A 23510-nucleotide genomic window follows, 5' to 3' on the forward strand; every position below is an offset into this window, starting at 1 on the left:
TCATGAAGGTAAAGGTGTGCGGCATCACGGATGTGGAAACGGCAAAGCGGACAGCCGCGCTTGGGGCTGACGCCATCGGGTTTGTCTTTGCGAAAAGCAAGCGCCAAATCAGCCCGGAGGCAGCAAGAGAGATCATCGCGGGCTTGCCGGCCGGCGTGCTGAAGGTCGGCGTGTTTGTCAACGAGTCCCGGGAACGGGTGGAGGAAATCGTGCGTGTTTGCGGCCTGGATTATGCGCAGCTGCATGGCGACGAAGATGAAGCGTATGCACAGGAATTACAGGTTCCTTTTATCAAAGCCTTCGGAGTGGGTTCAACAGCCGATGTGGAGGCGGCGCTCCGGTATCCGGCGGACTATATCCTGCTCGACAGTCCAAAGGGGGCGTACCAGGGCGGCAACGGAAAGAAGTTTGATTGGTCGCTGCTCGACGGGCTGAGCGGGGAGGAACGGGGCCGCATCATTCTGGCGGGCGGACTTGGCGCCGAAAACGTGGCAGAAGCCGCGCGGTGGGTGCAGCCGTATATGGTGGACGCCAGCAGCAGCCTGGAGACAGACGGAAAAAAGGATTTGAGCAAAATTCAAACATTCATTGAAACGGTAAAGGAGAGTCACAATGACAACTTACACGTATCCAGATCATAAAGGCCATTTCGGCATCTACGGCGGGCGTTATGTGCCGGAAACATTGATGCAGTCTGTATTGGAGCTTGAGGAAGCCTACAAGGAAGCCATGGCGGATGAAGCGTTTCAAAAGCAGGTCCGTTATTACCTGGAAAACTATGTCGGCCGCGAAACGCCGCTGTATTATGCCGAGAACCTGACAAAGCGCCTGGGCGGGGCGAAAATTTATCTCAAGCGGGAAGACCTGAACCATACAGGCGCCCATAAAATCAATAACACCATCGGGCAGGCGCTGCTTGCGGTGCGCATGGGCAAAAAGAAGATTGTGGCGGAAACGGGAGCCGGCCAGCACGGCGTGGCAACTGCGACGGTATGCGCGCTGCTTGGCTTGGAATGCGTGATTTTCATGGGCGAAGAGGATATCCGCCGCCAGCGCTTGAACGTGTTCCGCATGGAGCTGCTCGGCGCGCAGGTGGAAAGCGTGACCTCCGGCAGCGCGACGCTGAAGGATGCGGTCAACGAGGCGCTGCGCTACTGGGTGACAAACGTGGGGGATACACACTATATCATGGGCTCTGTGCTGGGACCGCATCCGTTCCCGGTGATGGTGCGTGACTTCCAAAGCGTCATCGGCAAAGAGACAATTGCCCAGTATACGGCGCTGACAGGCAAAATGCCGGAAGCGGTCGTTGCCTGCGTGGGCGGCGGCAGCAATGCCATGGGCATGTTCTATCCGTTCATTGAGCATGAGGACGTGAAGCTGTACGGCGTGGAAGCAGCCGGCTCCGGTGTGGATACAGAGAAGCATGCGGCCACGATGACGAAGGGAACGGCGGGCGTGCTGCACGGCTCCATGATGTACCTGCTGCAGGATGAAGACGGCCAGATCCAGGAGGCGCATTCCATCTCCGCAGGCTTGGATTATCCGGGCGTCGGGCCGGAGCACAGTCTATTAAAGGATATCAAACGGGCTGAATACCATGCGGTAACGGATGCCGAAGCGCTGGAGGCGTTCCAGCTGCTGTCCAAAGCAGAGGGCATCATTCCGGCGCTCGAAAGCTCACATGCGATTGCGTTCGCAGTGAAGCTGGCGCCAACGATGAGCCCGGAGGAAGGGCTGGTCATCTGCCTGTCCGGCCGAGGCGACAAAGACGTAGACAGCGTGATTCAATACCTGGGGAGGAACTAAGGATGGGTGTACAGCGAATTCAAGCAGTGTTTGGGGCATTGAAGCAGCAAAATGAGAAAGCGTTCGTGCCGTATATCATGGCGGGTGACGGCGGCTTGGATAAATTAAAGGAAGATATTCTGTTTTTGGATGGAGCCGGCGCAAGCATTTTAGAGATCGGCATTCCCTTCTCCGATCCGGTGGCGGACGGCCCGACGATTCAAAAGGCGGGCAAGCGCGCGCTGGATGGCGGCACAACCATTGCCGGCATTTTTGAGGCATTGAAAGAGGTGCGGCCGCAGGTCAGCATGCCGTTTGTGCTGATGACCTACCTGAACCCGATTCTTGCCTTCGGCCGTGAACGGTTTGTGGAGCACTGTGTGGAAGCCGGTGTGGACGGCATCATCGTGCCGGATTTGCCGAATGAAGAAATCGGCATTATCTCTGATGTGCTGGCAGCGGCAGGCATCGCGTTGATTCCGCTTGTAACCCTGACGAGTCCGCTCGAGCGGATTCAGCGCATTGCAGCCGAATCCTCCGGGTTCATGTACGCGGTCACGGTCACGGGTGTAACCGGCGCGCGCCAGGAATTTCAGGAGCATGTCTTCACCTACCTGAAGGAAGTGAAGGAAGCGGTGGATTTGCCGGTGCTTGCTGGCTTTGGCATCTCCACACCGGAGCAGGTCAAGGAGGTTGGCGCGGTATGCGACGGCGTCGTTGTGGGCAGCCGCATTGTGGATTTGCTGGCGGAAGGCAAGTACGATGAGATTGCCGAACTGATTGGATCATCGAAGACACAGACGGTGTAAGGGGCAGAGCCGCGGGAAGCGGCTCTGTTTTTTTGTGATATACATACGCCGCAAAATCGCTTGTCTTGTCACATATACCTCATGTCACATGGAAGAAAATGTGCTACAATAGCAAAATATACGATATATTGTTATATAGCACATCCTGCAATTTCCATTAGAAAGAATAGATTCATATGTTATGATAGAAGTTGTGCCCATCCTTATATCTTAATAGGGGGAATAAATACTATGACTACAGCAGTTGCAACTTCACGTGAAATGTTAAGGAAACCGAAAAAACGAAAGCTGCTTCGCCAGCTTCTCATTCTTGTTTTTGTACTGTTCTTGGGGGGCGGCGGATTTTTGTATGGGACAAACCAAGGCCATGAGATTCGCCGCATGCTGGTCGGCACGGCGCTCTCTACAATGCACTACCAGTGGGTGCTGCAGTTCCTGCCGGTGTTGCTTCCGCAAGCTGAAATTGATGAACTGAACAAGCTGCGCACCGACCCGCCGACAGAGCAGACAACGATTGCCAAGCCGGCAGCAGCGGCTGCCCGCCAAGCAAAGGCTGTGCGGGTTGAAACGGTGGAAACAAGCAACTATACAGCCAAGGTGCTGATTGTGCCGGATCCGACAACCGTTCATCTGGTGGTGACGGCGCTTAAGGAAAAAGGTGAGCCGTTGTCTGATCTGATCAAAAACAATCATGGCGTTGCCGGAATCAATGCCGGCGGCTTTATCGACCAGAGCGGCAAGGGCATGGGCGGCCAGCCGATTGGCGTCGTAATCAGCCGGGGAGCTGTGCTGAACGTGCCGAATGGCGACCGCAGCGAAAAGCAGCTGGTGGCGGCATTCCTGCCAAACGGGGAGTTCATTACCGGCTCCTATTCCACAAATCAGCTCGTCAATCTGGGTGCGAAAGAGGCGGTCAGCTTCGGGCCGCAGCTGATTGTAAACGGCGCAAGCAAGGTGACACATTCGCTTGACAATGCCTGGGGCTGGGCGCCGCGCACTGCGATTGGACAGGCCGAGGACGGCAGCATGATTATGGTGGCGACAGACGGGCGCTTTTATGCGGACAAATCACACCGCGGTGCATCCATGTCCGATCTTGTCAAGATTTTTGAGTCTTATCATGTGACAAATGCCATTGCCATGGACGGCGGCGGCTCCACTACCATGATTAAGGATGGCGAGCTGCAGCTGAAGCCGGCAACGAGCACAGCAGTAGGCATGCGCTATCTGCCGAATGCATGGGTTGTCATTCCACACTAAGAGAGACATGGGCGATGCAAGCCCGTGTCTTTTTTTGTGAGAACGATATGTCTATTCTCTTCGGAAAGCGACTACATCTACAGACTTTAATAAAAAGGCGGAATTTTTTGAATTCGTTATATAATAGTTTGTATAAAAATGGATAAGAAGGTGATCCTTGTGCAAGGCATATTGGCAGGTCTGCCGATTCTCAGCATTTTCTTTTTCTTGTTTGTGCTCAAGCAGTCCTCACTCCGTTCCTCTATGCTGTCCTACATAGTGTGCCTCGGCATCGTATGGCTGAGCAGCTTGTTTCCGCTGAGCGGCGGCGAAGTTGTGCATGCTACCATCAAGGGGGCACTGATTTGCTTTATCGTTGCATATGTCCTCTTTTTTGGCATATTTCTCTTTCACCTCATGAATGGGAGGGGCTGTATAGAAGCCATGGCAGCGTTCATTTCCCACGCAACGCATGACCGGCTGCTGCAGGTGCTGCTGCTCTGCTTCGGCCTGTGCCCGCTTATCGAATCCGCCAGCGGCTTTGGCATTGGCTTCATGGTGACCGCGCCTATTTTCCTGGCGCTCGGGTTTCCTCCGCTGCAGGCGGCCCTGCTGTCCTTCATTGGGCTGTTGGCCAGCTCCTGGGGCGCATTGGCGACGGGGACGATTATCGGGTCGCAGCTGACCGGCATGAAGCTGGCGGAGCTTGGGGCAGGGACCGCCCTGCTGAGTACGCCCGTGTTTGGCTACTTCATGGCCGCGGCGCTTTGGCTTGTCGGCGGCTGGAGGGCGGTACGGGAGAAGGCGAAAGAGCTGGCCGCGCTGTTTGTGCTGTTTTCGCTGTCCATTTTTCTCTTCAGCAAATCTGTCAGCGTGGAGCTGGCCGGACTGCTGAGCGCTGTACTGACAACATCCGCCGGGCTGGCGCGCATCAGAGGAAAAGCCCGCCGGGAAGGCGCCGCCTACAAGCAGCATGCCGCAGCTGCGGAAGGGCATATCTCCATCCTCAAAATTCTGAGCCCGTATTTGTTTCTGACCGTTTGTATTCTGTTCTCCAGGCTCATGCCCGGCTGGCCGGCATTTTTGCAGCAGCATTTCATCCTCCATCTTCCCTCTTATTCCTATCACTTCGCCCTGTTATACTCGCCGGGCTTTTGGCTTTGTGCTTCCTGCTTGTTCACCATCCTGCTGTTTCGGATTCCGCGTGCGGCTGTCTGGCTGGCGCTGCAAAAAACGGTGCGGCAGTGGATTCCTTTTGCGGTGACCACAACGATGTTTATTTCCATTTCCGAAATGATGAGCGCTTCCGGCATGCACCGTCTGCTGGCGGAGCTGGGCGGTGCGGCGTTTGGTGCGCTGTTCATGCTCGCCGCCCCTTTTGTCGGCGCCATGGGCGGCTTTTTGACGGGCAGCAATGCCGGCTCCAACGCCATGTTCATCCAGCTGCAGGTTCAAACAGCACAGCATGTCGGGCTGCCGTGGCGGCTTGTGGCAATGGTCCAAAATGCCAGTTCCTCTGTCTCCACCATTGCCTGTCCTTCCCGGATTACGCTTGGCGCTTATCTGTGCGGCATTCCGTCCCGGGAAAATGAGCTGCTGCGAAAGACAACGCTGCTGATCGGGGGGGCCGTTGTCCTTATACTAATAGAAGGAACAGGCTGGCTGCTGCTGAGCCGCTGAGGCATGGCTCCTTAGGTGGATTGTAATAAATTACCTAAGGAGTCATGCTCGTTCCAATCTTAACTTTTGAAATTTTTATATTATAATAGACAATAGAAGAGAGGTGGATTCGTTGATAAAGGATTATGTTCTGACCTCCGCTATTATCGTAACCTATTTGTTCATTATGTCCGAATTTTTTCTGCGAATTCATTTCCGTAAAACACGAAGAGGCACGCGGAGCGAGTTCATCACAGGCAAAGAGGCGGGCATTGTGTTTGGCTTGCTCGGCATCATTCTCATTGCTTTTAATGCGGAGCTGACGTCGCTGGGCATGATGGATTTGCGCCATTTGGCGGTCATTGTGCCGGGGGCGCTGTTTGGCGCCGGGCCGGCGGCCATTGCGGCCGGCATGATCATCGTCGCCCGTTTTGTGATGCACGGAGTGGGCAGTGCAACCATTGTGTCCAGCCTCTTTCTGCTGGCGATGGCGCTGCAGTTCGTGCTGCTGAGCCGGCTGTGCCGGAATCGCCATTGTATGTTCCTGGTTGCCAATTTGTTCAGTCCTGCCTGGATTCTTGGGTCCTTCTATACAAGATTGAAGCTGCTAGGAACGCATGAAACAGCGCCTGCAATGTTTTCGGATAAGTGGGTATTTATGTATGTGTTCGGTTTTCTTTCTTATTTTGCCGCCGTCTATATTTTCGAGTCACATCGGAATGTGCTGCTGCATACAGAAACGAGCTCCAAGCTGACAGCGCTGCTGACACACTTTCAGGTCGGCATTGTATACGAGACGGCTGCAGGCAGCATCAGCTTTTTAAACGAAGCCTTTCAGCGGTTGTTTCCCGGAATGGATGGACTGGTCGGCGGGCGGGGGGACGATGGAGTCCGTGCGTTTGCCGAATGGTTTGAGGAGTCCGAAGCCTTCATCCAAAGAAGACAGGATGTATTGGCAAAGCGCGAAGCAGTGCTGGATGAGGAATGGCGTCTGCGGGACGGAAGAACCCTGGAGTGCGACTATGTCCCGATTCTGTCCGGGCGGCAGGAGTACCTGGGACATATGTGGAAATACCGCGACATTACAAGCCGCAAGCAGCTGGAGGAAGCTGAGGCGGCAACCCGCCAAATGTATCAATCTCTGTTTGAATACAACCAAAGTGCCTGCTTTGTGATGAGAGCGGATGGCCGCATCATACAGGTGAACCGAGCGGCGGAGCGGATCACCGGCTACCCGAAGGAGATGCTTTTGGGCGGTGCTTTTGCGCCGCTCATCCATCGTGGTGACTTGGAGCGTACAATGGAGCATTTCTATGACGCTCTGCAAGGCAATTCGCACACATTTGAAATCAGGCTGCTCCATATGGGCGGAAGCACAGTGGACCTCATTGTGAACTGTTCGCCTGTCATCGTCCGGGATGAGATTATCGGCATTATCGGGCTGGCGCATGACATGACAGAGCAGAAGCGGGTGGCACAGGAGCGTTTGGAAAGCATTGCGCGCTATCAAAAGCTGGTGGAGCTGTCGCCGGAGGTTGTGTTTGTGCACGGCCAGAATTGTGTGGAGTTTGTCAATGAGCGGGTGGAGGAGCTCCTTGGCATTCCTGTGCAAGAAATCATCGGGAAGTCGTTTCTGGACTTTCTGCATCCGGAGGACCAGCAGGTCGCGGCATTGAATATGACAGGGATCTTCTCAAAGGGGAACAGGCTGCAGAAGGTGTATGAATACCGGCTGAGACGGAGCGACGGCACCTTTGTCACCACGGAAATCCGCAGCGCTTTTATTGAGTACAATGGAGAGCCGGCGGTGCTCGGCATTGTACACGATGTAACAAAAAGCAAGGAGGCCGAACAGAAGCTGAGGCAGGCCAATGCGATGTTAAGCAAGCTCTCCCGCAGCGACGGGCTGACCGGCATTGCAAACCGGCGTTCCTTTGATGAGACGATGGCGCAGGAGTGGCAGAGGGCGCTTGAAACCGGCGGCCCTATTGCGGTCATCATGCTTGATATTGATGCATTTAAGGCATACAACGATTTGTACGGGCACCAGCAGGGGGATTTCTGTTTGAAGCTTGTCGCTCATGCCATTGAAGGTGCCCTGAGCCAGGCCTCTTATTTTGCGGCACGGTACGGCGGCGAGGAGTTTGCCGTAATCCTGCCGGATACGGATACAGCCGCGGCAGGGAAGGTTGCCGGCGAGATTTGCACGGCTGTAACCAATCTGTGCTTGCCGCATGCGGCTTCCAATGTGCAGCCTTATGTGACGGTAAGTGCCGGAGCGGCGGCCTTGGTTCCGGATGAAGGGACAAGCGTTGCTGATTTGCTGCGGCAGGCAGACCAGGCATTATATCAGGCAAAGCATGGCGGGCGAAACCGTGCCGCTTGGCATTTGGATGCCGTCTGTGCATGGGACAGGCAGTCTCTCTAGGGAGATTGCCTGTTTTTTTTATTTTAGATAAAATTTCCAAAAAAGGGGTTTACAAATGGGTTCCTTGTGTATATCATTAACAGAAGAAGAAAATTCCAAAAAAAGGAGGTCGAATAACATGATGATTCCAGTATGGGCAGGACAAACAAATTCATATGCACAGCAAGCCAATTCGACCGCGCCTTTGAAGCAGTGAATTTCTTCGTGAATTCATGTATGCAAGTGCCGCAGGACGAATGGTGTCCTGCGGCCTTTTTATGCCCTTTGGGCAGCCAGGCCGCAGGAGCTGTTATGTTCTGCGGCTTTTTTGTGCCCGGAAAGGAGGGGGACGCATGAGATTTCATCTGTTGTTTATCACATTTCAGCTGCGGCGGCAGAAATCGCTGCAGGAAGTCCGGCATGAGCAGCATGTCGAGCAATGCATGGGAAAATGGAAGGAGCGGCAGGCAGAGTATTGCCGGTTTCTGTAGGAAAGGAGGAAGAGGTATGAAATTCCACGTATTGTCGCTGGTGGTTGTCATCCAAAGACGCCGCAAATCCATGGCCGCTGTACGGCATGAGAAAAGCGTGCAGCAGCTGATGAGCGGGCTGAAGGCGCGTCAGGCGGAGCATTGCCGATTCATCTAACAAGGAGGAGTTTATATGAAGTTTCATCTTTTGTCGCTGGTGGTTACGATCAGCCGGCACCATATGTCCCTTGCAGAAGCGGAGCATAAGCAGCATGTGCAGGAGCAGATGGAGGAAATGAAGGAACAGCAGGCGTTTCACTGTCACTTGTTTTAGGAAACCCAATGTGAAAGGAGGCTTTTCACATGACCTTCCACTTACTGTTTATTACCATTCAAATTGCCAAACGGCGCAAGTCAGCTGCAGAGGTGCAGCATGAGCAGCGCGTGCAAGAGCGGATGGATGCGCTGAAGGAGCGCCAGACCGCATATTGCCGCTTGTTCTAAGAGAGCTTTCAAGAAAATGAAGGGGGAGATGACGATGTTGAAGAGAAGAATGATGATTTTGCCGGTTCAGGTGGATTCCACTTAGTAGGAAGGAAAAAGTTGGGGAATACTTCCGGGTAGGAGGTGTTTCCCGTGTCATTTTTGGATAGCTTGCTTGTGAGTTTGCTGCTGTTTGTCGGTGTCAAATACGTCTGGCTCAGCCGGAAGCGGCAGCAGGAAGCATCGCGCCAAATGCAGCAGTCCCGGCAGGAGAACGAGCTGAAGCGGACCTTGGCAATGGGCTTGTATTGCCGCTTTAAGGGCGGAGAAGAGCCTCTGTCACAGCAGTTTCTGAAGCAGAAGCCGTCTGATTTGGAGCGCTTTTGCGCGAACCTGCTGGAGCGGCACTTCGGCGGGTCGGCCTTTATTACGGTGCCGCAGCATGACTTTGGCATCAATCTGGAGTATACGAGGGACGGCGGCTTGTATGTGGGCCGGATTTGCTGTGAGCAGGGCGATATCGGATATGACGCGATTGCGCTGCTGCACAGCAATATGGTGAAGCGGACCGCCAAAGGCGGCTACTTCGTGACGACCGGCGGCTTTACCCGCGAAGCGGAGGACTATGCCAGAGGGTTGAATATTGAGCTCATTCCGGGCCCGCGCTTGGCGGAGCTGTGGATGATGAGCCTGGAGACGGCGCCGGCGCCGCACATGCAGACAGCTCCTGTCGAGGGATAATCGGCAGGAGCTGTTTGTGTTTAGGCAGAGGTGCTTTCGGTTACAGCCACCTGTGCTTTCCCCCCGACCCGCAGCACGAGCAGTGTCGCAATCAGGCAGGAGGAGCCGGCCAGCATGAAGGCCATCGTATAGGTGTCCATCCAGGTGAACAGCACGCCGCCGCCGTAAGCCGCAATCCCGGAGCCGATCTGGTGGGAGGCGAAAATCCAGCCGTAAATCACGCCGCCTTTTTCCCGTCCGAACGCCTCTGTTGTCAGCTTCACGGTAGGCGGCACTGTGGCAATCCAATCGAGACCGTAGAACACCGCGAATACGATGAGGAACAAGTACGAATTCGAAAACAGGGCATATGGCAACAGCAGCAGCGCAAGCCCACGCAGCCCGTAGTACCAAAACAGGAGCCAGCGGTTATTGAAACGGTCGGACAGCCAGCCGGACAGGGTGGTGCCGACAATATCAAAGATGCCCATGAATGCCAGCAAGCCGGCTGCCTGCAGCTCCGGAATGCCCGCATGGATGCAGGCCGGGATGAAATGTGTGCCAATCAGCCCGCTTGTGGACAGGCCGCAGATGAAAAAGCTGCCGGCCAGCAGCCAGAAATCCAGCCGGCGCGCTCCTTCGCGCAGCCCGGAAAACGCCATGGCGACCGGATTGCCCTGCAGGCGCGTTTCCCGGTAATCCGCCGGCGCCCCGTACGGCACAGCGCCGACCTCAGCCGGGCTGTTGCGCATCCAGATGCTGATGATAACAAGAAATATGGTGCCGAGACCAGCAATCAGGAGCACAGAAGCCCGCCAGGTAATATGCTCCGCCAAGTAAGCCAAAAGCGGCAGAAACGCCAGCTGGCCGGTTGCCGTGCTGGCTGTCAGCATGCCGATGATGAGCCCCTTGTTCTTCACAAACCAGCGGTTCGCAACCGTGGCGCCAAGAACTGTCAGAAACACGCCGGAGGCTGCCCCGAGCACAAGGCCCCACAGCACGAACAGCTGCCACTTTGCCGTCATGACAGTCGTAAGGCCAAGGCCGATGACCAAAAGCAGCATCCCCCCAGTCATCACCTTCCGCAAGCCATAGCGCTCCATCAGTGCCGCCGCAAAAGGGCCTGACAGGCCATAGAGTACGAGATTTACGGCAACGGCCAGGGAAATGGAGGAACGCGACCAGCCGAATTCTTTTTCGAGCGGCACCATGAGCACGCCGGAGCTGGAGCGGATGATTGCGGCTGTCAGCATGGAGCAGAAGGTAATGATGAAAATAGTCCAAGCATAATGTCTTTGTTTGACTTGCATGATAGCCTCCTTTCGATAACACAATCTAGCATACTATATTCGCAGCGGCAGGGCGATCCACCTTTTTGCATCATGCCTTTATGCAGAGAATAAGTTGTAAGGATGTTAGAGAGCATAAAAGGTGAACATCTTGTATAGGTAATTTATAATAATTGTGTAAGATATGGAACCATTCATTTTGCGGAGGTGCAAGGAATGTTTGATTTTACAGGAAAAACGGTTGTGGTCAACGGCGGAACCGCCGGAATCGGAGCGGAGGCGGTGAAGCAATTCGCCAAGGCCGGTGCGCATGTGTTTTTTTCCGGGCGTGATTCGGAAAAGGCTGCCCAGGTGCTGGCAGCCACGCCGCGCAGCCAATTCATCCGGGTGGACAACAGGCGGGAAGAGGAAATTGAAGAGATGCTGCAGCGCGTGCTGGAGCAGGCGGGAAAAATTGATGTACTGTTCAACAATGCAGGAGTGCTTTCACTTGGCGCCGGGCCGCTGACGCATGTCAAAAGCGACGATTGGGACCAGGTCGTCAGCGTCAATCAAACCGCCTACTATTTGTATATGAAGCATGCTTTAAAAGCAATGATGAAGCAACGCGCCGGCACGATTGTGAATAATGCTGCAATCCTCGGGGGGCGCAAGGTGAATCCGGCTTTGCCGGCTTACAGCGCGACGAAAGCAGCCATTATTGCCATGACGGAGAGCGCCGCGGTGCGCCATGCCAAGCAGGGCATCCGCATCAATGCCGTCTCGCCGGGGCCGACCAAAACAGAATTGGCCGTACGCGCTTATGGAAGCGAAGCGGTATTTGAAGAGAAGTCATCCCACCATCCGCGCGGCCGTTACGGAGACCCGGCGGAAATTGCCCATGTTGTTCTGTTTCTTGCATCTCCGTACGCATCCTATGTCAATGGGGCCAATATCCGGGTGGACGGCGGCTATGCGCTTGTATAGGGGACTGCTTGTGCTTATGCTGTTGCTGCTTGCGGGCTGCGGCCGGGAAGCGGAAGCGCCTGTAAGCGGTTCCGGACCGTCTGTATATGGCATCCAGGCTGTGAACGCCAAAGGAAAGCAAATGGATTTGGCCCAATACAAAGGGAAAGTCATGCTGGTGGTGAACGTGGCGTCCGAGTGCGGCTATACGCCGCAGTACGAGGGGCTCCAGCAGCTGTACGGCACGTACAAAGAGAAGGGCTTGGAAATTCTGGCGTTTCCTTCGAATGATTTTGCCCAGGAGAAGGGGAGCATTGAAGAAATCAAACAATTTTGTACCCTGAACTACGGCGTGACCTTTGACTTATTTGACAAAATACATGTCAAGGGCGAAGGAGTGCATCCGCTGTATCGGCTGCTGACGGAGAACGCCAGCCCGGCCGGCGAGGTGGAATGGAACTTTGAAAAGTTTTTGCTCGACCGGGAAGGAAAGGTGGTTGCCCGCTATAAGAGCAGTGTGGAGCCTGCGGAATTAAAGGCGGACATTGAAAAGCTATTGAAATGACAATTCTTTCCCAGGTGTTGACGCCCTTGCTTTTCTGGTGCACGATAGAAGATGGCCCCACTAGAAAGGCAGGGAGACGTATGGCAGTACAAAATGTAATGGAAATTATCGTAGAGCAGGTATTGAAGGAATTCAGCCGCTCCCACAAGCTGCATTGCGAGTGTGAGGAGTGCCGGGAGGATATTCTGGCGCTGGCCTTGAACCACCTTCCGTCGAAATATGCTTCCACTCATGAAGGAGAAGCGATTGTCAAGGCGTTGTACACAGATATTTCGCTGCGGCAGACGGTCATCAAGGAAGTGATGTTTGCTGCGGTGAAGGTGGAGCAGCATCCAAAGTGCGGGAAAGCGGCAGCCGTAACAGGCTGATGGTGTATACAGGATGAAACCGAGCCGGAGCACGGCTTGGTTTTTTGTGTGAAAATGGGAATTTCATGGTATAATAAACCTCCTACAAAGGAGGGGGTTGTACATGTTTTCGTTTCGGGTGGATGAGGAAATTTCATTGGAGCTGCTCCAGCAGCAGCACAAGGAGGAGCTGTACGGGCTGATTGATGCCAACCGGGCGCATTTGCGGAAATGGCTGCTGTGGGTTGACAAAAGGCAATCGGCAGAGGACTTGGCGCCTGTCATTCCGATCTGGATCCGCAATTATGCGGACAACAATGGATTTGAGGCGGGTATCCGATACAAGGGAAAGCTGGTCGGCATGATCGGGCTCCACTACATAGATTGGAAAAACAGCTCAACAAGCATCGGCTACTTTTTGGCGGAAGCCGCGCAGGGCCGGGGCATCGTGACGCGCTCTGTTTCAGCTTTGCTCGACTATCTGTTCGGCACATTGGAGCTGAACCGGGCGGAGATCCAGTGTGCAGCCTGCAATACGAAAAGCATGGCGGTTCCGGAGTGGCTTGGATTTGTGAAGGAGGGCGTCAAGCGGGATGGGCAGTGGCTTTACGACCATTATGAAGACATTGTCACCTATAGTATCCTGGCGAAGGAATGGAAGAAGGGCACTCGCTGATCTGCAAAGCAGGAGGATACTTTACATGCAGTATCCTCCTTTGTGTGCGCAACAGCTTTACTTTTCAGCTGTCTCGAGCCGGTATGTGCCTGCTTTGTCAAGGCCGCACAAGGAAGCGCCTTTGTCTGTATACGCCATATAGCAGTTGGCGACAGGCTCAGCACCTGCCTGCTCATAAATCAGCAGATGCACAGAATCAAAGCCCTTGCCGGTGTAGGCTTCCTGTATGCTCTCAGCAAGAAGGCGCAGCTGGTCATTGCTTGTTTGTGAGGTTTGGATATGAATGGTCCGCTGCTCCATGTTGGAAGTGCCGCTGTCCTGAAGCACGGTATAGGAAGGCCCTTGCTTTTGCGGTGCTGTTTTCTTGGTTTCCTGTGCTGGAGCCGGTTCGGTTGGATCAGATTTTGTGGAGTGCTGCGGCTTTTCTTGGCTGCAGGCTGCTGTCAGAAGCAGGCCAAGCAGGATGGCCGTTCGCAGGATTCGCATTGGATTTGCCCCTTTCGTAATTTCATGTAATGAAAGTATCCAACAAAAATAGTGGTGTTATGCAAAATGTATGTGCGGACAGGCTCTTTTGGTGACAGCCGTACAAAATGGGTCTATCTGTCCGATAGACCCCGTTTTCTTACAGCTGCTCCTCCTGCAGGGCGACGTGAATTTCCACCCGCCCCATGGCTGTTTCAAGCGGTACCGTCGTGAAGACATTCGTGGAACGAAATCTGGAGTGCCCCTCATTGATGACCGGAGGGGTTACATCGACAACTACGCCTTCCTTGGAAATTTCGGTGGCCGAGGTGCCGGCGACCCAGTTGCCGAATTCCTGGATGGCGCTCCAGCCGAGGTCATCAATCTCTGCAACCTCCATGCCTCCCATCATGGTGCCGATAATTTGCTTGGCGGTGTCATCCTGAAAGGAGCAAATAATTTGTCCCTTCAGGGCGCCGTGCACTCCGAGAATGACAGAGATCGGCATGGCCGGCACCTGTGTCTCGCCGTCATGGATCTCCAGCACCTGAACGTCCGGCAAGCCGAAGTGGCCGGTAAAAATGTTCTCCGCCGCCCGGCAAACGGCATCTACATATCGTCTTTCCATTGTGATACCTCCTCGTGGAAGCTTCTTCTCGTTATTGTGTGCAAAGTTGCGGGATTGCAACCGTCTGCAGTCCGGTTTTCCGGCGGTGAGCCGGGCGAGTCCCCTTCGCTTTTCTTCTGGAAGTTTTCAGGGGGGAGGAGTACAATGTAAATTGCATGAAAATTTCAACCATACAAAGAGGGGGGAGCGGGATGCAGGCAGCTGCGAAGACAAAGGTGCTGGATGCACCGACGATGTACCGTATTTTGTTTGCCATCAGCCTGGGGCATTTCTTGAATGATTCCATGCAGGCTGTTGTGCCGGCAGTATTTCCGATTTTGGAGCGGTCCATGAGCCTGTCGTACACCCAGGTGGGCTGGATTGCTTTTGCCTTAAATATGACATCCTCGATTATGCAGCCGGTGTTCGGCTTCTACACAGACAAAAAGCCCGCGCCGTTCTTGCTGCCGCTCGGTATGTTTTCGAGCCTGCTTGGGATGCTCGGCCTGGCATTTGCGCCGAACTTTTACGTGGTGATTCTGTCCGTTCTGTTCATCGGCCTCGGTTCAGCGGTTTTCCATCCGGAGGGCGCACGCGTTGCCTATATGGCAGCCGGGACCAAGCGCGGTTTGGCGCAGGCCATCTATCAGGTGGGCGGCAATACAGGAAACGCCATGGCGCCGCTGTTTACCGTCCTGATTTTTGTTCCGCTCGGGCAGATTGGGGCGACATGGTTCACCGGCCTTGCAGTCATTGGGGTGATCCTGCTGTCATACGTTTCGGGATGGTACAAACGGGAGCTCACAGCCGGTGCGGCACGGGCCAAGAAGAAGGGAACACAAAGCGGCGGGGAGCTGAGCCGGCAGGTGAAGTTTGCGGTGGTGCTGCTCATTTTCCTCGTGTTTGCCCGTTCCTGGTACAGTGCCGGCATCGGCAATTTTTATCAATTTTATCTCATTGAGCATTACGGGCTTTCCATTAAAAGCGCACAGTATTATGTGTTTGCTTTCATGATTGCCGGTGTGCTGGGCACCTTCTTCGGCGGGCCGCTGGCGGACCGGTTCGGCAAGCGCAACATCATCCTGCTGTCCATGATTGGTTCGGCGCCATTGGCATTGCTGCTGCCATATGTGCCGCTTATGCTGGTTGTGCCGCTGTTTCTGTGCATCGGCTTTATCCTGTCGAGCAGCTTCAGCGTGACGGTTGTATACGCGCAGGAGCTGATGCCGGGCAAGGTAGGCATGGTGTCCGGCCTGATTGTCGGATTGGCGTTTGGCATGGGGGCGCTCGGCGCTGTTGTGCTTGGCAAGCTGGCGGACCTCTACAGCCTGGGCTTCATCATGACATTCTGCAGCTTTTTGCCGCTGCTCGGTGTGCTGTCCTGGCTGCTGCCAAAGGACGCCTCGGCTGTCAAATGATGCTTTGCAACAGGTGAGCACGGTACAGGCTTGACACCGGGCTTCTAAGTATGTGAAATTGGAGACGGAGCACGAGAAACGACAGAGGAGGAATACGCATGGCAATTTTAGTGACAGGCGGCGCCGGCTATATCGGCAGCCATACGGTGGCGGAGCTTTTGGCGCACAAGGAAGAAGTTGTGGTCATGGATAACCTGCGCACTGGGCATGCTGAAGCACTGCAGGGCGTGAAGTTCTATGAGGGAGATATCCGTGACCGTAGTGTGCTGGACCGTATTTTTGGCGAAAACGAAATTGAAGCGGTCATTCACTTTGCCGCCAGCTCTCTGGTGGGCGAGAGTGTAAGTGAGCCGCTTGCCTATTATGAGAACAATCTGCTGGCTTCCCATACGCTTGTATCGGCAATGGTGGCGCATGATGTGAAGAAAATTGTGTTCTCTTCCACGGCCGCAACATACGGTGAACCGAAGAGCATTCCCATCCTGGAAACAGATCCGACCGAGCCGACAAGCCCGTACGGGGAAACAAAGCTGGCGATGGAAAAGATGTTCCGCTGGTGCGACGGGGCCTATGGTCTGAAATCCATTTCGCTGCGCTACTTTAACGCGGCGGGCGCACACATGGACGGCCATATTGGCGAGGACCATACACCGGAGAGCCATTTGATTCCGATTATTCTGCAGGTGGCGCTTGGCCAGCGTGAGCATATCGGCATTTTCGGGGATGACTATGCGACAGCGGACGGCACCTGCATCCGCGATTACATCCATGTGATGGACTTGGCAAATGCTCATTGGCGCGCGCTGGAGTACCTGCGCAAGGAGAATGCAAGCAACGTATTCAACCTTGGCAATGGCACAGGATTTTCGGTGAATGAGGTGATTGAGACTGCCCGCAAGGTGACGAATCATCCGATTCCGGCGAAGGTCAGCCCGCGCCGCGCCGGCGATCCGGCTGTTCTCATCGCTTCCTCTGAAAAAGCGCAGACCGTACTGGGCTGGAAGCCCCAGTGGGGTGATTTGGAAACAATCATTGAAAGCGCGTGGAAGTGGCACCAGTCCCACCCGAACGGCTTTGCGGCAAAATAAAAGTGAGAAAGCGGTCTTCCTTCCGGGAGGCCGCTTTTTTTGTTGTGGAAGCGGGGGTTGCCGGTGAATTGACCAAGAGAAGCCGCAAACAGACAAAAAGGGCTCCTGAGCAAGGAGCCCTGTCACTCTTCCAACCCAAGCTGTTCAGCCGGCACGCGCCGGACAACCGCCTTGTGGACACGCCGCAGAGCCAGCACACTGAGCCAAAGCCAGAGCCAGCCGTACAGCAGGGAAAATACGAAAATGCCAAGCAGTCCGCCTGCGCCCAAGGAGGCCGCTGTCAAGTCCGGCCCGAGCACGGGAAACCGCAGGATATAGAGCAGAAAGAGAATGCCGGTGCCAAGCGATGCACCGGCGAGAAGCACCGTTTGCCAGCGGAGCCGGCACAGTCTGAGCCCGATGCCGAGGCTCAGGCCGAGCAGCCCGGTCGTGAACGGAAAGACAAACAGCTCGCTCGGCTGCAGCACAAGCAGCAGCAGAATGGTAACCAAATAGGCCAACAGGCCGCTGCGGATGGAAATGACGGCGGCCATGACAATGGGGCCTGTTGTTAACACGCTGAGTGTATAGCCGATGCCGGTGAACACGCCCGCAGACTGCAATAGGGCGGCCAATGCGGCCAAAATCGCGCCAAGGACCAGCTTCACCGTGCGCGGATAGCTGCTGTAGATGGCAATTTCCTTTTGCATACACATCCCTCCCTTATTACATCAATGAGGCGGGCGGGATGATTATACGTCCTCTTTATATAAAATGGAAATAGGTGCCATTTCGAGCATGTATTCCTGCAGCAGAAGCTGGTGGATGTGCTTTTCGTGCGCTGTCGGGAAGGCAATATCCACCAGCTCCTTCATGCCAAGAGAGTAGCCAAGCTGCTCTGCCACGGCGAAGGCGCCCATGGCCTGCTGATTCAGCAAAAGCAGGTGGTGCAGATACTGCCAGGAGCCGACAGCCCCGCCCATCATATCCTGAAACACAAACAGCCCCTCTTCGAGCTTGGCGCTGGTTGTGCCAAGGATGCGGTCCAGGACGGTATCCGGGCTGCGGCCGATGAGTGTAAAGAGCCTCTTGGCGTAAGCGTGGTGATCCCTTGACGCATCCTGAATCTTTTCCAGCGCCTCCCGGATGTGCGGTTCTTGTATAGCGGGAATGGCTTTTGCCAGCAGGGCTTCAAAGGCGGTCTGAGCGGTCAGCACATGCTCAAACCAGCGCTCTGTTTCCTGCAGATGCCGTTCGCGCGTTTTGTCATCGAGCTCAATTAAAATGATTTCATTCATATGCGTTCACTCCTTCGTCACCTTCCACAGCACACCCGTATGCCCATAAGCCATTACATATCCCTTTGTCACCGGAGAATAGCCGAAATCCAGCACATACAAGCTTTTGCCGTCCGGATGGAACTTGCAGTCCACCGGCCGCTCGATGCCGCCGCCCTGATGATGGGAGGCCGCCCCCGGCTTTTTGTTGCAAAGGAACATTTCGGAGGTCCCTTTCTCTACATCCACCCGGACGATGCGGAAGCCGTGGTCCAAATCCTTTTCATGCGGCGAGTTGAGCGGTGCATACGTGCCCCACTCGGTGACAAACAGCTCGCCCCGGTGGCCAAAGAAATCCGAGCGGCAGAAGTCCATTTGTGTCATGGCGGAGTGCGGCTGCTCCAAATAGGCAGGAGGGCCGGCCCATTCCGGCAGCTGTTCGATGAGCTGCTCCGCCGGTTTTCCTTTTTCCGGCCGGCAGCGCTCATCCCACACCGGAACACCGTCCGCCCGCAGCTCCGGAAAGCCGTACCAGTCCGGCGTTTTCACCGAGCCGTGCGCCGTTTTTGCATTGCGGATATGCCAAATGCGGTCCGGGTCGCCGGCGATGGCCCGTGCGCCTTTCTCCTCCAAGCCATTGTCGGACGCATACAGCTCACCGTCTTCATTGAAGGCGAGACCGTACGGATTGCGCAAGCCCCAGGCAAGCAGCTCCACATCACTGCCGTCCGGCTTGGCGCGCCACAGTCCGGTGGTGCACCAGAGCTCGCCCTTCACGACTTCCCCTTTTTCCGCCGGCATGCCAAACGGCTTGAAAGCACCGCTCTCCGTTAAATACGGAAACGGCATGAGCGGATTGGAGGTGGACACATTATTGCCGGTCAGAGTGATGTCCGCACCGGGTATATCATGTGCTTCCGGCTGTTTGACGAGATCGACCGAGAAGCCGAACGGCAGGCAGACGCCATTTTGCGAAACGGAGCCATGCGCAAAATACATGAGCCCGTCATGGGGGCTGAATACCGGACCGCCCGGCTCATGCCAACCTCCGCTCGGAATGGATTCAATCAGGACGGTGCGCTCGCGGGTGGCCACATCATATTTGACGATGCGGGCGTGATAGCCGCCCTTGCAGGAAACATAGATGCTCCCATCACGATAGGTGACGCCGCGGGGGCCTCCTTGCGTTTCGACCGCAAATACGTCCAGCGTGCCGTCAGGTGTCAGCTGCAGAATGCGCGGGGGCAGGGCCGGTCTTGTCGGCCATGTGCTGCCACCTTCGAGAATATACAGGGTGCCGTCATCGGCAAAGCCCATGCCGGTCGGGAAGGAAAGGCCGGCAGCAACAACTTCAACCTTGTAGCCCTCCGGCACCCAGACATCAGCCGGGTCAAGGACCGGGCGGGCGCTGATGGGCAGCTCCAGCCGCGGCCCCTTTGCTTTTGCGGCAGCAATGCGCTTCATCATCGGGAAAACCTCTTTTCCTTTGGAAAATATAACCTACAAGCAGTATCGTCCAAGAGAAGAAGGGATATTCTTGTCTTCATGCCCGTGCCGTAGTAAGCTGAAACAAAAGAAGGGAGTGGACAGCATGTTGAACATGACAGAGCATGATGAGCAGGTATTGAAGCGGGCGGTGGAGGAGCTCTTCGCGGAGCAAAGCTCGCCGTTGCAAAAGGGATTGCCCCTGCAGCGCATCGAAGAGCTGCTTGATGCCCAATTTGCGCTGAAGGCGGAAATGGACAATCCAGAAGTGATCGTGGACAAGACTGAGATGCACAAGCTGCTGCTGAAGCATTTCCGTTTCGAATACGGAACATATTGCCTCGCGGAGGGCTGCTGCCGCTGAGGGGCAAAAAGCCGGCCGATTATAATGGGCCGGCTTTTTTTATTCTTATGCATACTCCCAGTCATTCTGCGCATATTAACCCCTACTTGCATGTGCAAATGAGGTGAAGGAATGGATGCTCAACTGCGCAAGCAGCTGTTTTTGATGCTGCGCGCCCTGTACATTTGTATTGAAGAAAAATGGAGCGAGGTCGGCCGCAGATATGATGTCACGCCAGCCCAGCAGCATGTGCTGCATGTGCTGTCCACCTCGGCCAAGCCGCTGCCGATGAAGGAAATCGGGCGTCTTGGCTGCTGGCATGCTTCGACTGTCACGCGCATTTTGCGGCCGCTGCAGGAGAAGGGGCACATTGTGGTGGAGCGTGACCCGCAGAGCCCGAAGCATAAGCTTGTCAGCATCACCGAATCGGGAGCCCGGTTGTTCGATGGAATTACAACTGACATGGAGCAGATGGAAACCTTTCCTTTGGATGTGCGCCATCTGACTGAAGAGGATATTCAGCTGTGCCTGCAGTATGGACATTCTGTGCTCCATGTGCAGAAAGGAAGCGCCTTTGTGCAATGGCTGCAGGAGGAAGAAATCAGTGGATGAAGCCGATGAAGGAGGGGGTAACAGGTGAAGTACCCATCATATCAGGACATTCAGGAGGTGCGGCGCAATCTCCTGGATACAACCTTTGACCGCTGGCTGCATCATGATGTGCTCAGCTGGCAATGGTGGCTGCTGCTGGCTGCTGCCATTCTGCCATGGGGGATATGGGGCCGGCTTGTGGACAAGGAGCGAAGAGTGGAGGTATTCGCTTATGCGATGCTGTTCGGCATGCTTGCCATCATTTTGGACGTAGCGGGAGTCAACGCACTGCTTTGGGGCTATCCCACCAAGCTTTTTCCCATTGTACCTCCCTTATTTCCGGCGGATGTTACCTTATTTCCGGTCGTCTACAGTCTGCTGTACCAATATGGCCGGACCTGGTCTTCCTATATCCTCTATGCAGCTCTTGCGTCTTGCATTTGCGCCTTCATGATTGAACCCGCGTGTATTTGGATGGGGATGTACAGCAACGATCACTTTCCGCATTGGAAATCGTGCATCGGCTTTCTATTGGTGGCGGTGATGACAAAAGCCATCATCGGCAGCTTAAGGACAGAAGACAGGAAAGCAGCTGCCGCAGAATCACAGTGAATAAGAAAGAGCAAAGCCCATCATTCCCCTTTCTGAATCGCATTCTCCTTTTCAGTAAAAAATATGGGCTGCTGGGCAGCCCAATCAGGTCCGGCGATTTCATCAGCGGAAGCTGAATGCCGTTCACAGACTTTGCTGCAGGCAATATACGCGGTCAAAACGGCGCTCCTGCAAATCCTGTCTTGTCATACAGAAGTACAGCATGCCCATTTCCCCCCATGTCATGCCGAGATTGCCCTGGTCGGAATCGAGCTGCAGCAGCAGTACGAGGCTCTCTGCCGGCATGTCCAGTTCGGCCGCCAACTCCTCCAGAACTTCACCGTGCACGGAAAAAGGCACTCCAAGCATCTGGTGGTTTTCATAGCTGTCTGGATCCAGCTCCTCCAGCATTTGCAAAAACCGCAAATCATCGTCTTCATCCTCAAAAAACAGCTGCGGCAGCTTCTCTGTTCTTTCCGGAAGAATGCGGCATTCCGGATACGGCCCGGCGGCATGGCTTACCGCCAGGTGCTCAGCGGAACCCTCGTGAAAGAGCACGCGGGATGCTCCGTTTTCATAAAAGAAATACAACAAACCGTGTGCCGGCAAGCCAGGCGCTTCCATCTCCGCCAGGTTCACCTGACAGAGAAAAGCCGGATCCGGCTGCTCCTGGCCCGCAGGCAGATGCGGTGCGCCGCCAGCTTTGGATGCCCCAAGGGGCACCGGTTCATCCGGTGCCGGCACAAGCTTGATGCAGGAGAACACCGTCTCCAAAATTTCATCCCGGACATGCCCAAGCCCATATGCTTCAATCATTTCACGTATGTATTTCATCATGTGACTCCTTTTCGTTTTGCGATAAGCATACCATACCAGCGGCAAAAGAGAAAAAGCCCGGGGCTCCCGGGCTTTCATCATGATACTTTAAAAACATCCGCTCCCTGCTTCAGTTGATGCAGCACAAGCTCCAGCTCCTGCTTGGCATGTACAACTTCACCGATCGACTCCAAATGCTGCTCAATCAGGCGGAGCGCCTCCGCAGCGCTTTGATGGGAAGCTTCAGAAATACGGGCAACCTCATCCACGCGAGCCGAAATTTCCTCAGAACCGGAAGCGGCACTGTCGCTGGCTTCCATAATATCCTGCATTTGGCCATTCACATCCTCCATGGAGGACACAATCTCGGCAAAGGTGCGGTCCACGTGCTCAGCTTTCTCCAATCCGGCAGACAAGAGAGAATCGGATGCATCCACAGCCGCCGTCGCTGTTTTTGTATTCTCTTGAATATCATGAATCAGCGCCGTGATTTCCGCCGCCGAGCCTGCTGATTGCTCAGCCAGCTTGCGCACCTCTTCCGCGACAATGGCAAAGCCGCGGCCGCTTTCGCCGGCGCGCGCCGCCTCAATGGCAGCGTTCAGGGCCAGCAGGTTGGTTTGCTGTGCAATGGTGTTGATGACCTGGACAATTTCGTCAATCTGCAGGGAGCGGCTTGTTAAATCATGCATCATGGCAGACATGCTTTCATAGGATCGGCGGATGTCTGACATCTGTGCCACAAGCTCATCCAGCTCCCGCTTCCCGGATGAGGCCACCGCATTTGCTTTGGCTGAGAGCTGGCCGGCTCTCGTTGTCACATCTGCAATCCGGGCAATCTCCGCTGTCATTCTCTCTACGGCATTGGAGCTGTCAGCGGCTGCCCCGGCAAGAGTGGCGGAGCTGTCGGCCAGTACGTTCATATGAGAGGAAATGGCATGGAACTCATCAGCGGCGCTTTGCAGCTGTTGCTGTGTTTCGTGATAGACCGCGGATGTGCGGTCAACGCCTTCCTGTACACCGGACACGAGCTCGTTCAGTGACTGTGTCATATGATTCAGCGGATCCTCAAAACGGTCCAGCGGCCCCAGATCTTCGGCCTTTACAACAGGTGTCAAATCACCGTCCGCAATGCTGTTCACATGCGCGGATATCGCATCGAACGGCTTCTTGAATTTTGTAAAGTTAAAAATACCTGCAAATGCTACAAATATACCAATGAGAACAGCTGCAAGCAGTGTCCCGGCACGCAAGAACGGAATACCGCCCAATAAGGAATATAAGTACATAGAGACAGCGCCAATCGCGAGTCCCTGCAGGAACGTGCGCACAAGGTAGGAAACCAAGCTTACAACAGCATCGTTCTTCTTCACGGATAAAGCCTCCTTAAAATTAAATAACGTAATAATAAGATTATACATGGCGAAAGGGATTTCAAGGAAATGTAAATTCAGGT

The 23510-nt window shown here is 54.8% G+C and carries 28 protein-coding genes; 20 read left to right on the forward strand and 8 right to left on the reverse strand.

The genetic code is table 11. The features are described 5' to 3' along the window. Positions 1-2 precede the first annotated feature (2 nt). The 11 genes from NK662_RS07425 (at position 3) to NK662_RS07475 (ending at position 9596) form a co-directional block, all read left to right on the forward strand. Entirely contained in the window at positions 3-641 is a 639-nt protein-coding gene (locus tag NK662_RS07425) for a phosphoribosylanthranilate isomerase (protein ID WP_254758286.1), read from the forward strand. Then, the gene (gene trpB, locus NK662_RS07430; protein ID WP_254758287.1) at positions 613-1809 is read left to right on the forward strand and encodes a tryptophan synthase subunit beta; all 1197 of its coding nucleotides are present in this window, start codon (positions 613-615) and stop codon (positions 1807-1809) included. Before NK662_RS07425 ends, trpB begins: the two co-directional genes overlap by 29 nt. A gap of 2 nt (positions 1810-1811) precedes the next feature. Beyond that, positions 1812-2597: a tryptophan synthase subunit alpha gene (trpA, locus tag NK662_RS07435; RefSeq protein WP_254758288.1), complete on the forward strand. Its 786-nt coding sequence runs from the start codon at positions 1812-1814 to the stop codon at positions 2595-2597. 231 nt (positions 2598-2828) lie between these two features. After that, on the forward strand, positions 2829-3857 hold the full coding sequence (locus NK662_RS07440) for a phosphodiester glycosidase family protein (protein ID WP_254758289.1): 1029 nt from the start codon (positions 2829-2831) through the stop codon (positions 3855-3857). A gap of 159 nt (positions 3858-4016) precedes the next feature. Further along, positions 4017-5516, forward strand: coding sequence for an L-lactate permease (locus NK662_RS07445; protein ID WP_254758290.1), 1500 nt, complete (start codon positions 4017-4019; stop codon positions 5514-5516). Between the two features lie 112 nt (positions 5517-5628). Next, positions 5629-7923 carry a diguanylate cyclase domain-containing protein gene (locus NK662_RS07450; protein WP_254758291.1) on the forward strand — a complete coding sequence of 765 codons (2295 nt, stop codon included), beginning with the start codon at positions 5629-5631 and terminating at the stop codon, positions 7921-7923. A gap of 332 nt (positions 7924-8255) precedes the next feature. Continuing rightward, positions 8256-8393: a YrzI family small protein gene (locus NK662_RS07455; protein ID WP_254758292.1), complete on the forward strand. Its 138-nt coding sequence runs from the start codon at positions 8256-8258 to the stop codon at positions 8391-8393. Positions 8394-8409: 16 nt separating this feature from the next. Further along, complete coding sequence (locus NK662_RS07460) at positions 8410-8550, forward strand: YrzI family small protein (RefSeq protein ID WP_254758293.1); 141 nt, start codon at positions 8410-8412, stop codon at positions 8548-8550. 15 nt (positions 8551-8565) lie between these two features. Continuing rightward, a complete protein-coding gene (locus NK662_RS07465; RefSeq protein WP_254758294.1) occupies positions 8566-8706 on the forward strand; it encodes a YrzI family small protein in 141 nt (46 codons plus the stop codon). 29 nt (positions 8707-8735) lie between these two features. After that, positions 8736-8876: a YrzI family small protein gene (locus NK662_RS07470; protein WP_254758295.1), complete on the forward strand. Its 141-nt coding sequence runs from the start codon at positions 8736-8738 to the stop codon at positions 8874-8876. A 132-nt stretch (positions 8877-9008) separates the two neighbouring features. Further along, positions 9009-9596, forward strand: a complete 588-nt coding sequence (locus NK662_RS07475; RefSeq protein WP_254758296.1) for a restriction endonuclease — start codon at positions 9009-9011, stop codon at positions 9594-9596. 20 nt (positions 9597-9616) lie between these two features. Here NK662_RS07475 and NK662_RS07480 read toward each other — a convergent pair whose 3' ends face one another. Continuing rightward, positions 9617-10885, reverse strand: coding sequence for an MFS transporter (locus NK662_RS07480; RefSeq protein ID WP_254758297.1), 1269 nt, complete (start codon positions 10883-10885; stop codon positions 9617-9619). A gap of 195 nt (positions 10886-11080) precedes the next feature. On the opposite strand from NK662_RS07480, the gene NK662_RS07485 reads away from it, so the two are divergent. The 4 genes from NK662_RS07485 to NK662_RS07500 all read left to right on the forward strand — a co-directional run bounded on the left by NK662_RS07485 (position 11081) and on the right by NK662_RS07500 (position 13397). After that, complete coding sequence (locus NK662_RS07485) at positions 11081-11830, forward strand: SDR family NAD(P)-dependent oxidoreductase (RefSeq protein ID WP_254758298.1); 750 nt, start codon at positions 11081-11083, stop codon at positions 11828-11830. 16 nt (positions 11831-11846) lie between these two features. Continuing rightward, positions 11847-12374, forward strand: coding sequence for a glutathione peroxidase (locus tag NK662_RS07490; protein ID WP_279664045.1), 528 nt, complete (start codon positions 11847-11849; stop codon positions 12372-12374). Positions 12375-12454: 80 nt separating this feature from the next. Then, entirely contained in the window at positions 12455-12742 is a 288-nt protein-coding gene (locus NK662_RS07495) for a late competence development ComFB family protein (RefSeq protein ID WP_254758299.1), read from the forward strand. A 103-nt stretch (positions 12743-12845) separates the two neighbouring features. Beyond that, positions 12846-13397 (forward strand): GNAT family N-acetyltransferase, encoded by a 552-nt coding sequence (locus tag NK662_RS07500; protein ID WP_254758300.1) that lies wholly within the window; start codon positions 12846-12848, stop codon positions 13395-13397. Between the two features lie 57 nt (positions 13398-13454). Here NK662_RS07500 and NK662_RS07505 read toward each other — a convergent pair whose 3' ends face one another. Together NK662_RS07505 and NK662_RS07510 are read right to left on the reverse strand one after the other, a co-directional pair. Beyond that, entirely contained in the window at positions 13455-13883 is a 429-nt protein-coding gene (locus tag NK662_RS07505) for a hypothetical protein (protein ID WP_254758301.1), read from the reverse strand. A gap of 139 nt (positions 13884-14022) precedes the next feature. Further along, positions 14023-14490 (reverse strand): chemotaxis protein CheX, encoded by a 468-nt coding sequence (locus NK662_RS07510; RefSeq protein ID WP_254758302.1) that lies wholly within the window; start codon positions 14488-14490, stop codon positions 14023-14025. Between the two features lie 191 nt (positions 14491-14681). Between NK662_RS07510 and NK662_RS07515 the strand changes: the two genes are divergently transcribed. Together NK662_RS07515 and galE are read left to right on the forward strand one after the other, a co-directional pair. Next, positions 14682-15887: an MFS transporter gene (locus NK662_RS07515; RefSeq protein WP_254758303.1), complete on the forward strand. Its 1206-nt coding sequence runs from the start codon at positions 14682-14684 to the stop codon at positions 15885-15887. A 98-nt stretch (positions 15888-15985) separates the two neighbouring features. Continuing rightward, positions 15986-16975 (forward strand): UDP-glucose 4-epimerase GalE, encoded by a 990-nt coding sequence (galE, locus tag NK662_RS07520; RefSeq protein ID WP_254758304.1) that lies wholly within the window; start codon positions 15986-15988, stop codon positions 16973-16975. Between the two features lie 122 nt (positions 16976-17097). Here the strand turns inward: galE and NK662_RS07525 are convergent, their stop codons facing one another. The 3 genes from NK662_RS07525 to NK662_RS07535 are packed head-to-tail and all read right to left on the reverse strand — an operon-like array spanning position 17098 to position 19698. Then, entirely contained in the window at positions 17098-17664 is a 567-nt protein-coding gene (locus tag NK662_RS07525; RefSeq protein WP_254758305.1) for a hypothetical protein, read from the reverse strand. A gap of 42 nt (positions 17665-17706) precedes the next feature. Beyond that, positions 17707-18252: a hypothetical protein gene (locus tag NK662_RS07530; protein ID WP_254758306.1), complete on the reverse strand. Its 546-nt coding sequence runs from the start codon at positions 18250-18252 to the stop codon at positions 17707-17709. Positions 18253-18258: 6 nt separating this feature from the next. Further along, complete coding sequence (locus NK662_RS07535) at positions 18259-19698, reverse strand: PQQ-dependent sugar dehydrogenase (protein WP_254758307.1); 1440 nt, start codon at positions 19696-19698, stop codon at positions 18259-18261. A 124-nt stretch (positions 19699-19822) separates the two neighbouring features. Between NK662_RS07535 and NK662_RS07540 the strand changes: the two genes are divergently transcribed. The 3 genes from NK662_RS07540 to NK662_RS07550 all read left to right on the forward strand — a co-directional run bounded on the left by NK662_RS07540 (position 19823) and on the right by NK662_RS07550 (position 21262). Continuing rightward, positions 19823-20080, forward strand: a complete 258-nt coding sequence (locus tag NK662_RS07540) for a hypothetical protein (RefSeq protein WP_254758308.1) — start codon at positions 19823-19825, stop codon at positions 20078-20080. A 111-nt stretch (positions 20081-20191) separates the two neighbouring features. Next, positions 20192-20671 carry a MarR family winged helix-turn-helix transcriptional regulator gene (locus NK662_RS07545; protein WP_254758309.1) on the forward strand — a complete coding sequence of 160 codons (480 nt, stop codon included), beginning with the start codon at positions 20192-20194 and terminating at the stop codon, positions 20669-20671. Positions 20672-20695: 24 nt separating this feature from the next. Beyond that, on the forward strand, positions 20696-21262 hold the full coding sequence (locus tag NK662_RS07550; RefSeq protein WP_254758310.1) for a CBO0543 family protein: 567 nt from the start codon (positions 20696-20698) through the stop codon (positions 21260-21262). Positions 21263-21385: 123 nt separating this feature from the next. Here the strand turns inward: NK662_RS07550 and NK662_RS07555 are convergent, their stop codons facing one another. Further along, positions 21386-22075 (reverse strand): YwqG family protein, encoded by a 690-nt coding sequence (locus NK662_RS07555; RefSeq protein ID WP_254758311.1) that lies wholly within the window; start codon positions 22073-22075, stop codon positions 21386-21388. Between the two features lie 80 nt (positions 22076-22155). After that, positions 22156-23427: a methyl-accepting chemotaxis protein gene (locus tag NK662_RS23695; RefSeq protein ID WP_254758312.1), complete on the reverse strand. Its 1272-nt coding sequence runs from the start codon at positions 23425-23427 to the stop codon at positions 22156-22158. Between the last annotated feature and the right edge of the window lie 83 nt (positions 23428-23510).

It is taken from the genome of Ectobacillus ponti, from assembly GCF_024294785.1.
Taxonomy (GTDB): domain Bacteria; phylum Bacillota; class Bacilli; order Bacillales; family Bacillaceae_G; genus Ectobacillus; species Ectobacillus ponti.

Excerpts from the sequence above, each read along its gene's own strand:
- NK662_RS07470 (WP_254758295.1), top strand. The coding sequence starts at position 8,736 with ATGACCTTCCACTTACTGTTTATTACCATTCAAATTGCCAAACGGCGC.
- NK662_RS07545 (WP_254758309.1), top strand. The coding sequence starts at position 20,192 with ATGGATGCTCAACTGCGCAAGCAGCTGTTTTTGATGCTGCGCGCCCTG.
- NK662_RS07555 (WP_254758311.1), bottom strand. The coding sequence starts at position 22,075 with ATGAAATACATACGTGAAATGATTGAAGCATATGGGCTTGGGCATGTC.
- NK662_RS07465 (WP_254758294.1), top strand. The coding sequence starts at position 8,566 with ATGAAGTTTCATCTTTTGTCGCTGGTGGTTACGATCAGCCGGCACCAT.
- NK662_RS07460 (WP_254758293.1), top strand. The coding sequence starts at position 8,410 with ATGAAATTCCACGTATTGTCGCTGGTGGTTGTCATCCAAAGACGCCGC.
- NK662_RS07530 (WP_254758306.1), bottom strand. The coding sequence starts at position 18,252 with ATGAATGAAATCATTTTAATTGAGCTCGATGACAAAACGCGCGAACGG.
- NK662_RS07500 (WP_254758300.1), top strand. The coding sequence starts at position 12,846 with ATGTTTTCGTTTCGGGTGGATGAGGAAATTTCATTGGAGCTGCTCCAG.
- trpB (WP_254758287.1), top strand. The coding sequence starts at position 613 with ATGACAACTTACACGTATCCAGATCATAAAGGCCATTTCGGCATCTAC.
- NK662_RS07480 (WP_254758297.1), bottom strand. The coding sequence starts at position 10,885 with ATGCAAGTCAAACAAAGACATTATGCTTGGACTATTTTCATCATTACC.
- NK662_RS07540 (WP_254758308.1), top strand. The coding sequence starts at position 19,823 with ATGTTGAACATGACAGAGCATGATGAGCAGGTATTGAAGCGGGCGGTG.
- galE (WP_254758304.1), top strand. The coding sequence starts at position 15,986 with ATGGCAATTTTAGTGACAGGCGGCGCCGGCTATATCGGCAGCCATACG.
- NK662_RS07510 (WP_254758302.1), bottom strand. The coding sequence starts at position 14,490 with ATGGAAAGACGATATGTAGATGCCGTTTGCCGGGCGGCGGAGAACATT.
- NK662_RS07515 (WP_254758303.1), top strand. The coding sequence starts at position 14,682 with ATGCAGGCAGCTGCGAAGACAAAGGTGCTGGATGCACCGACGATGTAC.
- NK662_RS07425 (WP_254758286.1), top strand. The coding sequence starts at position 3 with ATGAAGGTAAAGGTGTGCGGCATCACGGATGTGGAAACGGCAAAGCGG.
- NK662_RS07495 (WP_254758299.1), top strand. The coding sequence starts at position 12,455 with ATGGCAGTACAAAATGTAATGGAAATTATCGTAGAGCAGGTATTGAAG.
- NK662_RS07455 (WP_254758292.1), top strand. The coding sequence starts at position 8,256 with ATGAGATTTCATCTGTTGTTTATCACATTTCAGCTGCGGCGGCAGAAA.
- NK662_RS07535 (WP_254758307.1), bottom strand. The coding sequence starts at position 19,698 with ATGATGAAGCGCATTGCTGCCGCAAAAGCAAAGGGGCCGCGGCTGGAG.
- NK662_RS07485 (WP_254758298.1), top strand. The coding sequence starts at position 11,081 with ATGTTTGATTTTACAGGAAAAACGGTTGTGGTCAACGGCGGAACCGCC.
- trpA (WP_254758288.1), top strand. The coding sequence starts at position 1,812 with ATGGGTGTACAGCGAATTCAAGCAGTGTTTGGGGCATTGAAGCAGCAA.
- NK662_RS07505 (WP_254758301.1), bottom strand. The coding sequence starts at position 13,883 with ATGCGAATCCTGCGAACGGCCATCCTGCTTGGCCTGCTTCTGACAGCA.
- NK662_RS07490 (WP_279664045.1), top strand. The coding sequence starts at position 11,847 with ATGCTGTTGCTGCTTGCGGGCTGCGGCCGGGAAGCGGAAGCGCCTGTA.
- NK662_RS07525 (WP_254758305.1), bottom strand. The coding sequence starts at position 17,664 with ATGCAAAAGGAAATTGCCATCTACAGCAGCTATCCGCGCACGGTGAAG.
- NK662_RS07440 (WP_254758289.1), top strand. The coding sequence starts at position 2,829 with ATGACTACAGCAGTTGCAACTTCACGTGAAATGTTAAGGAAACCGAAA.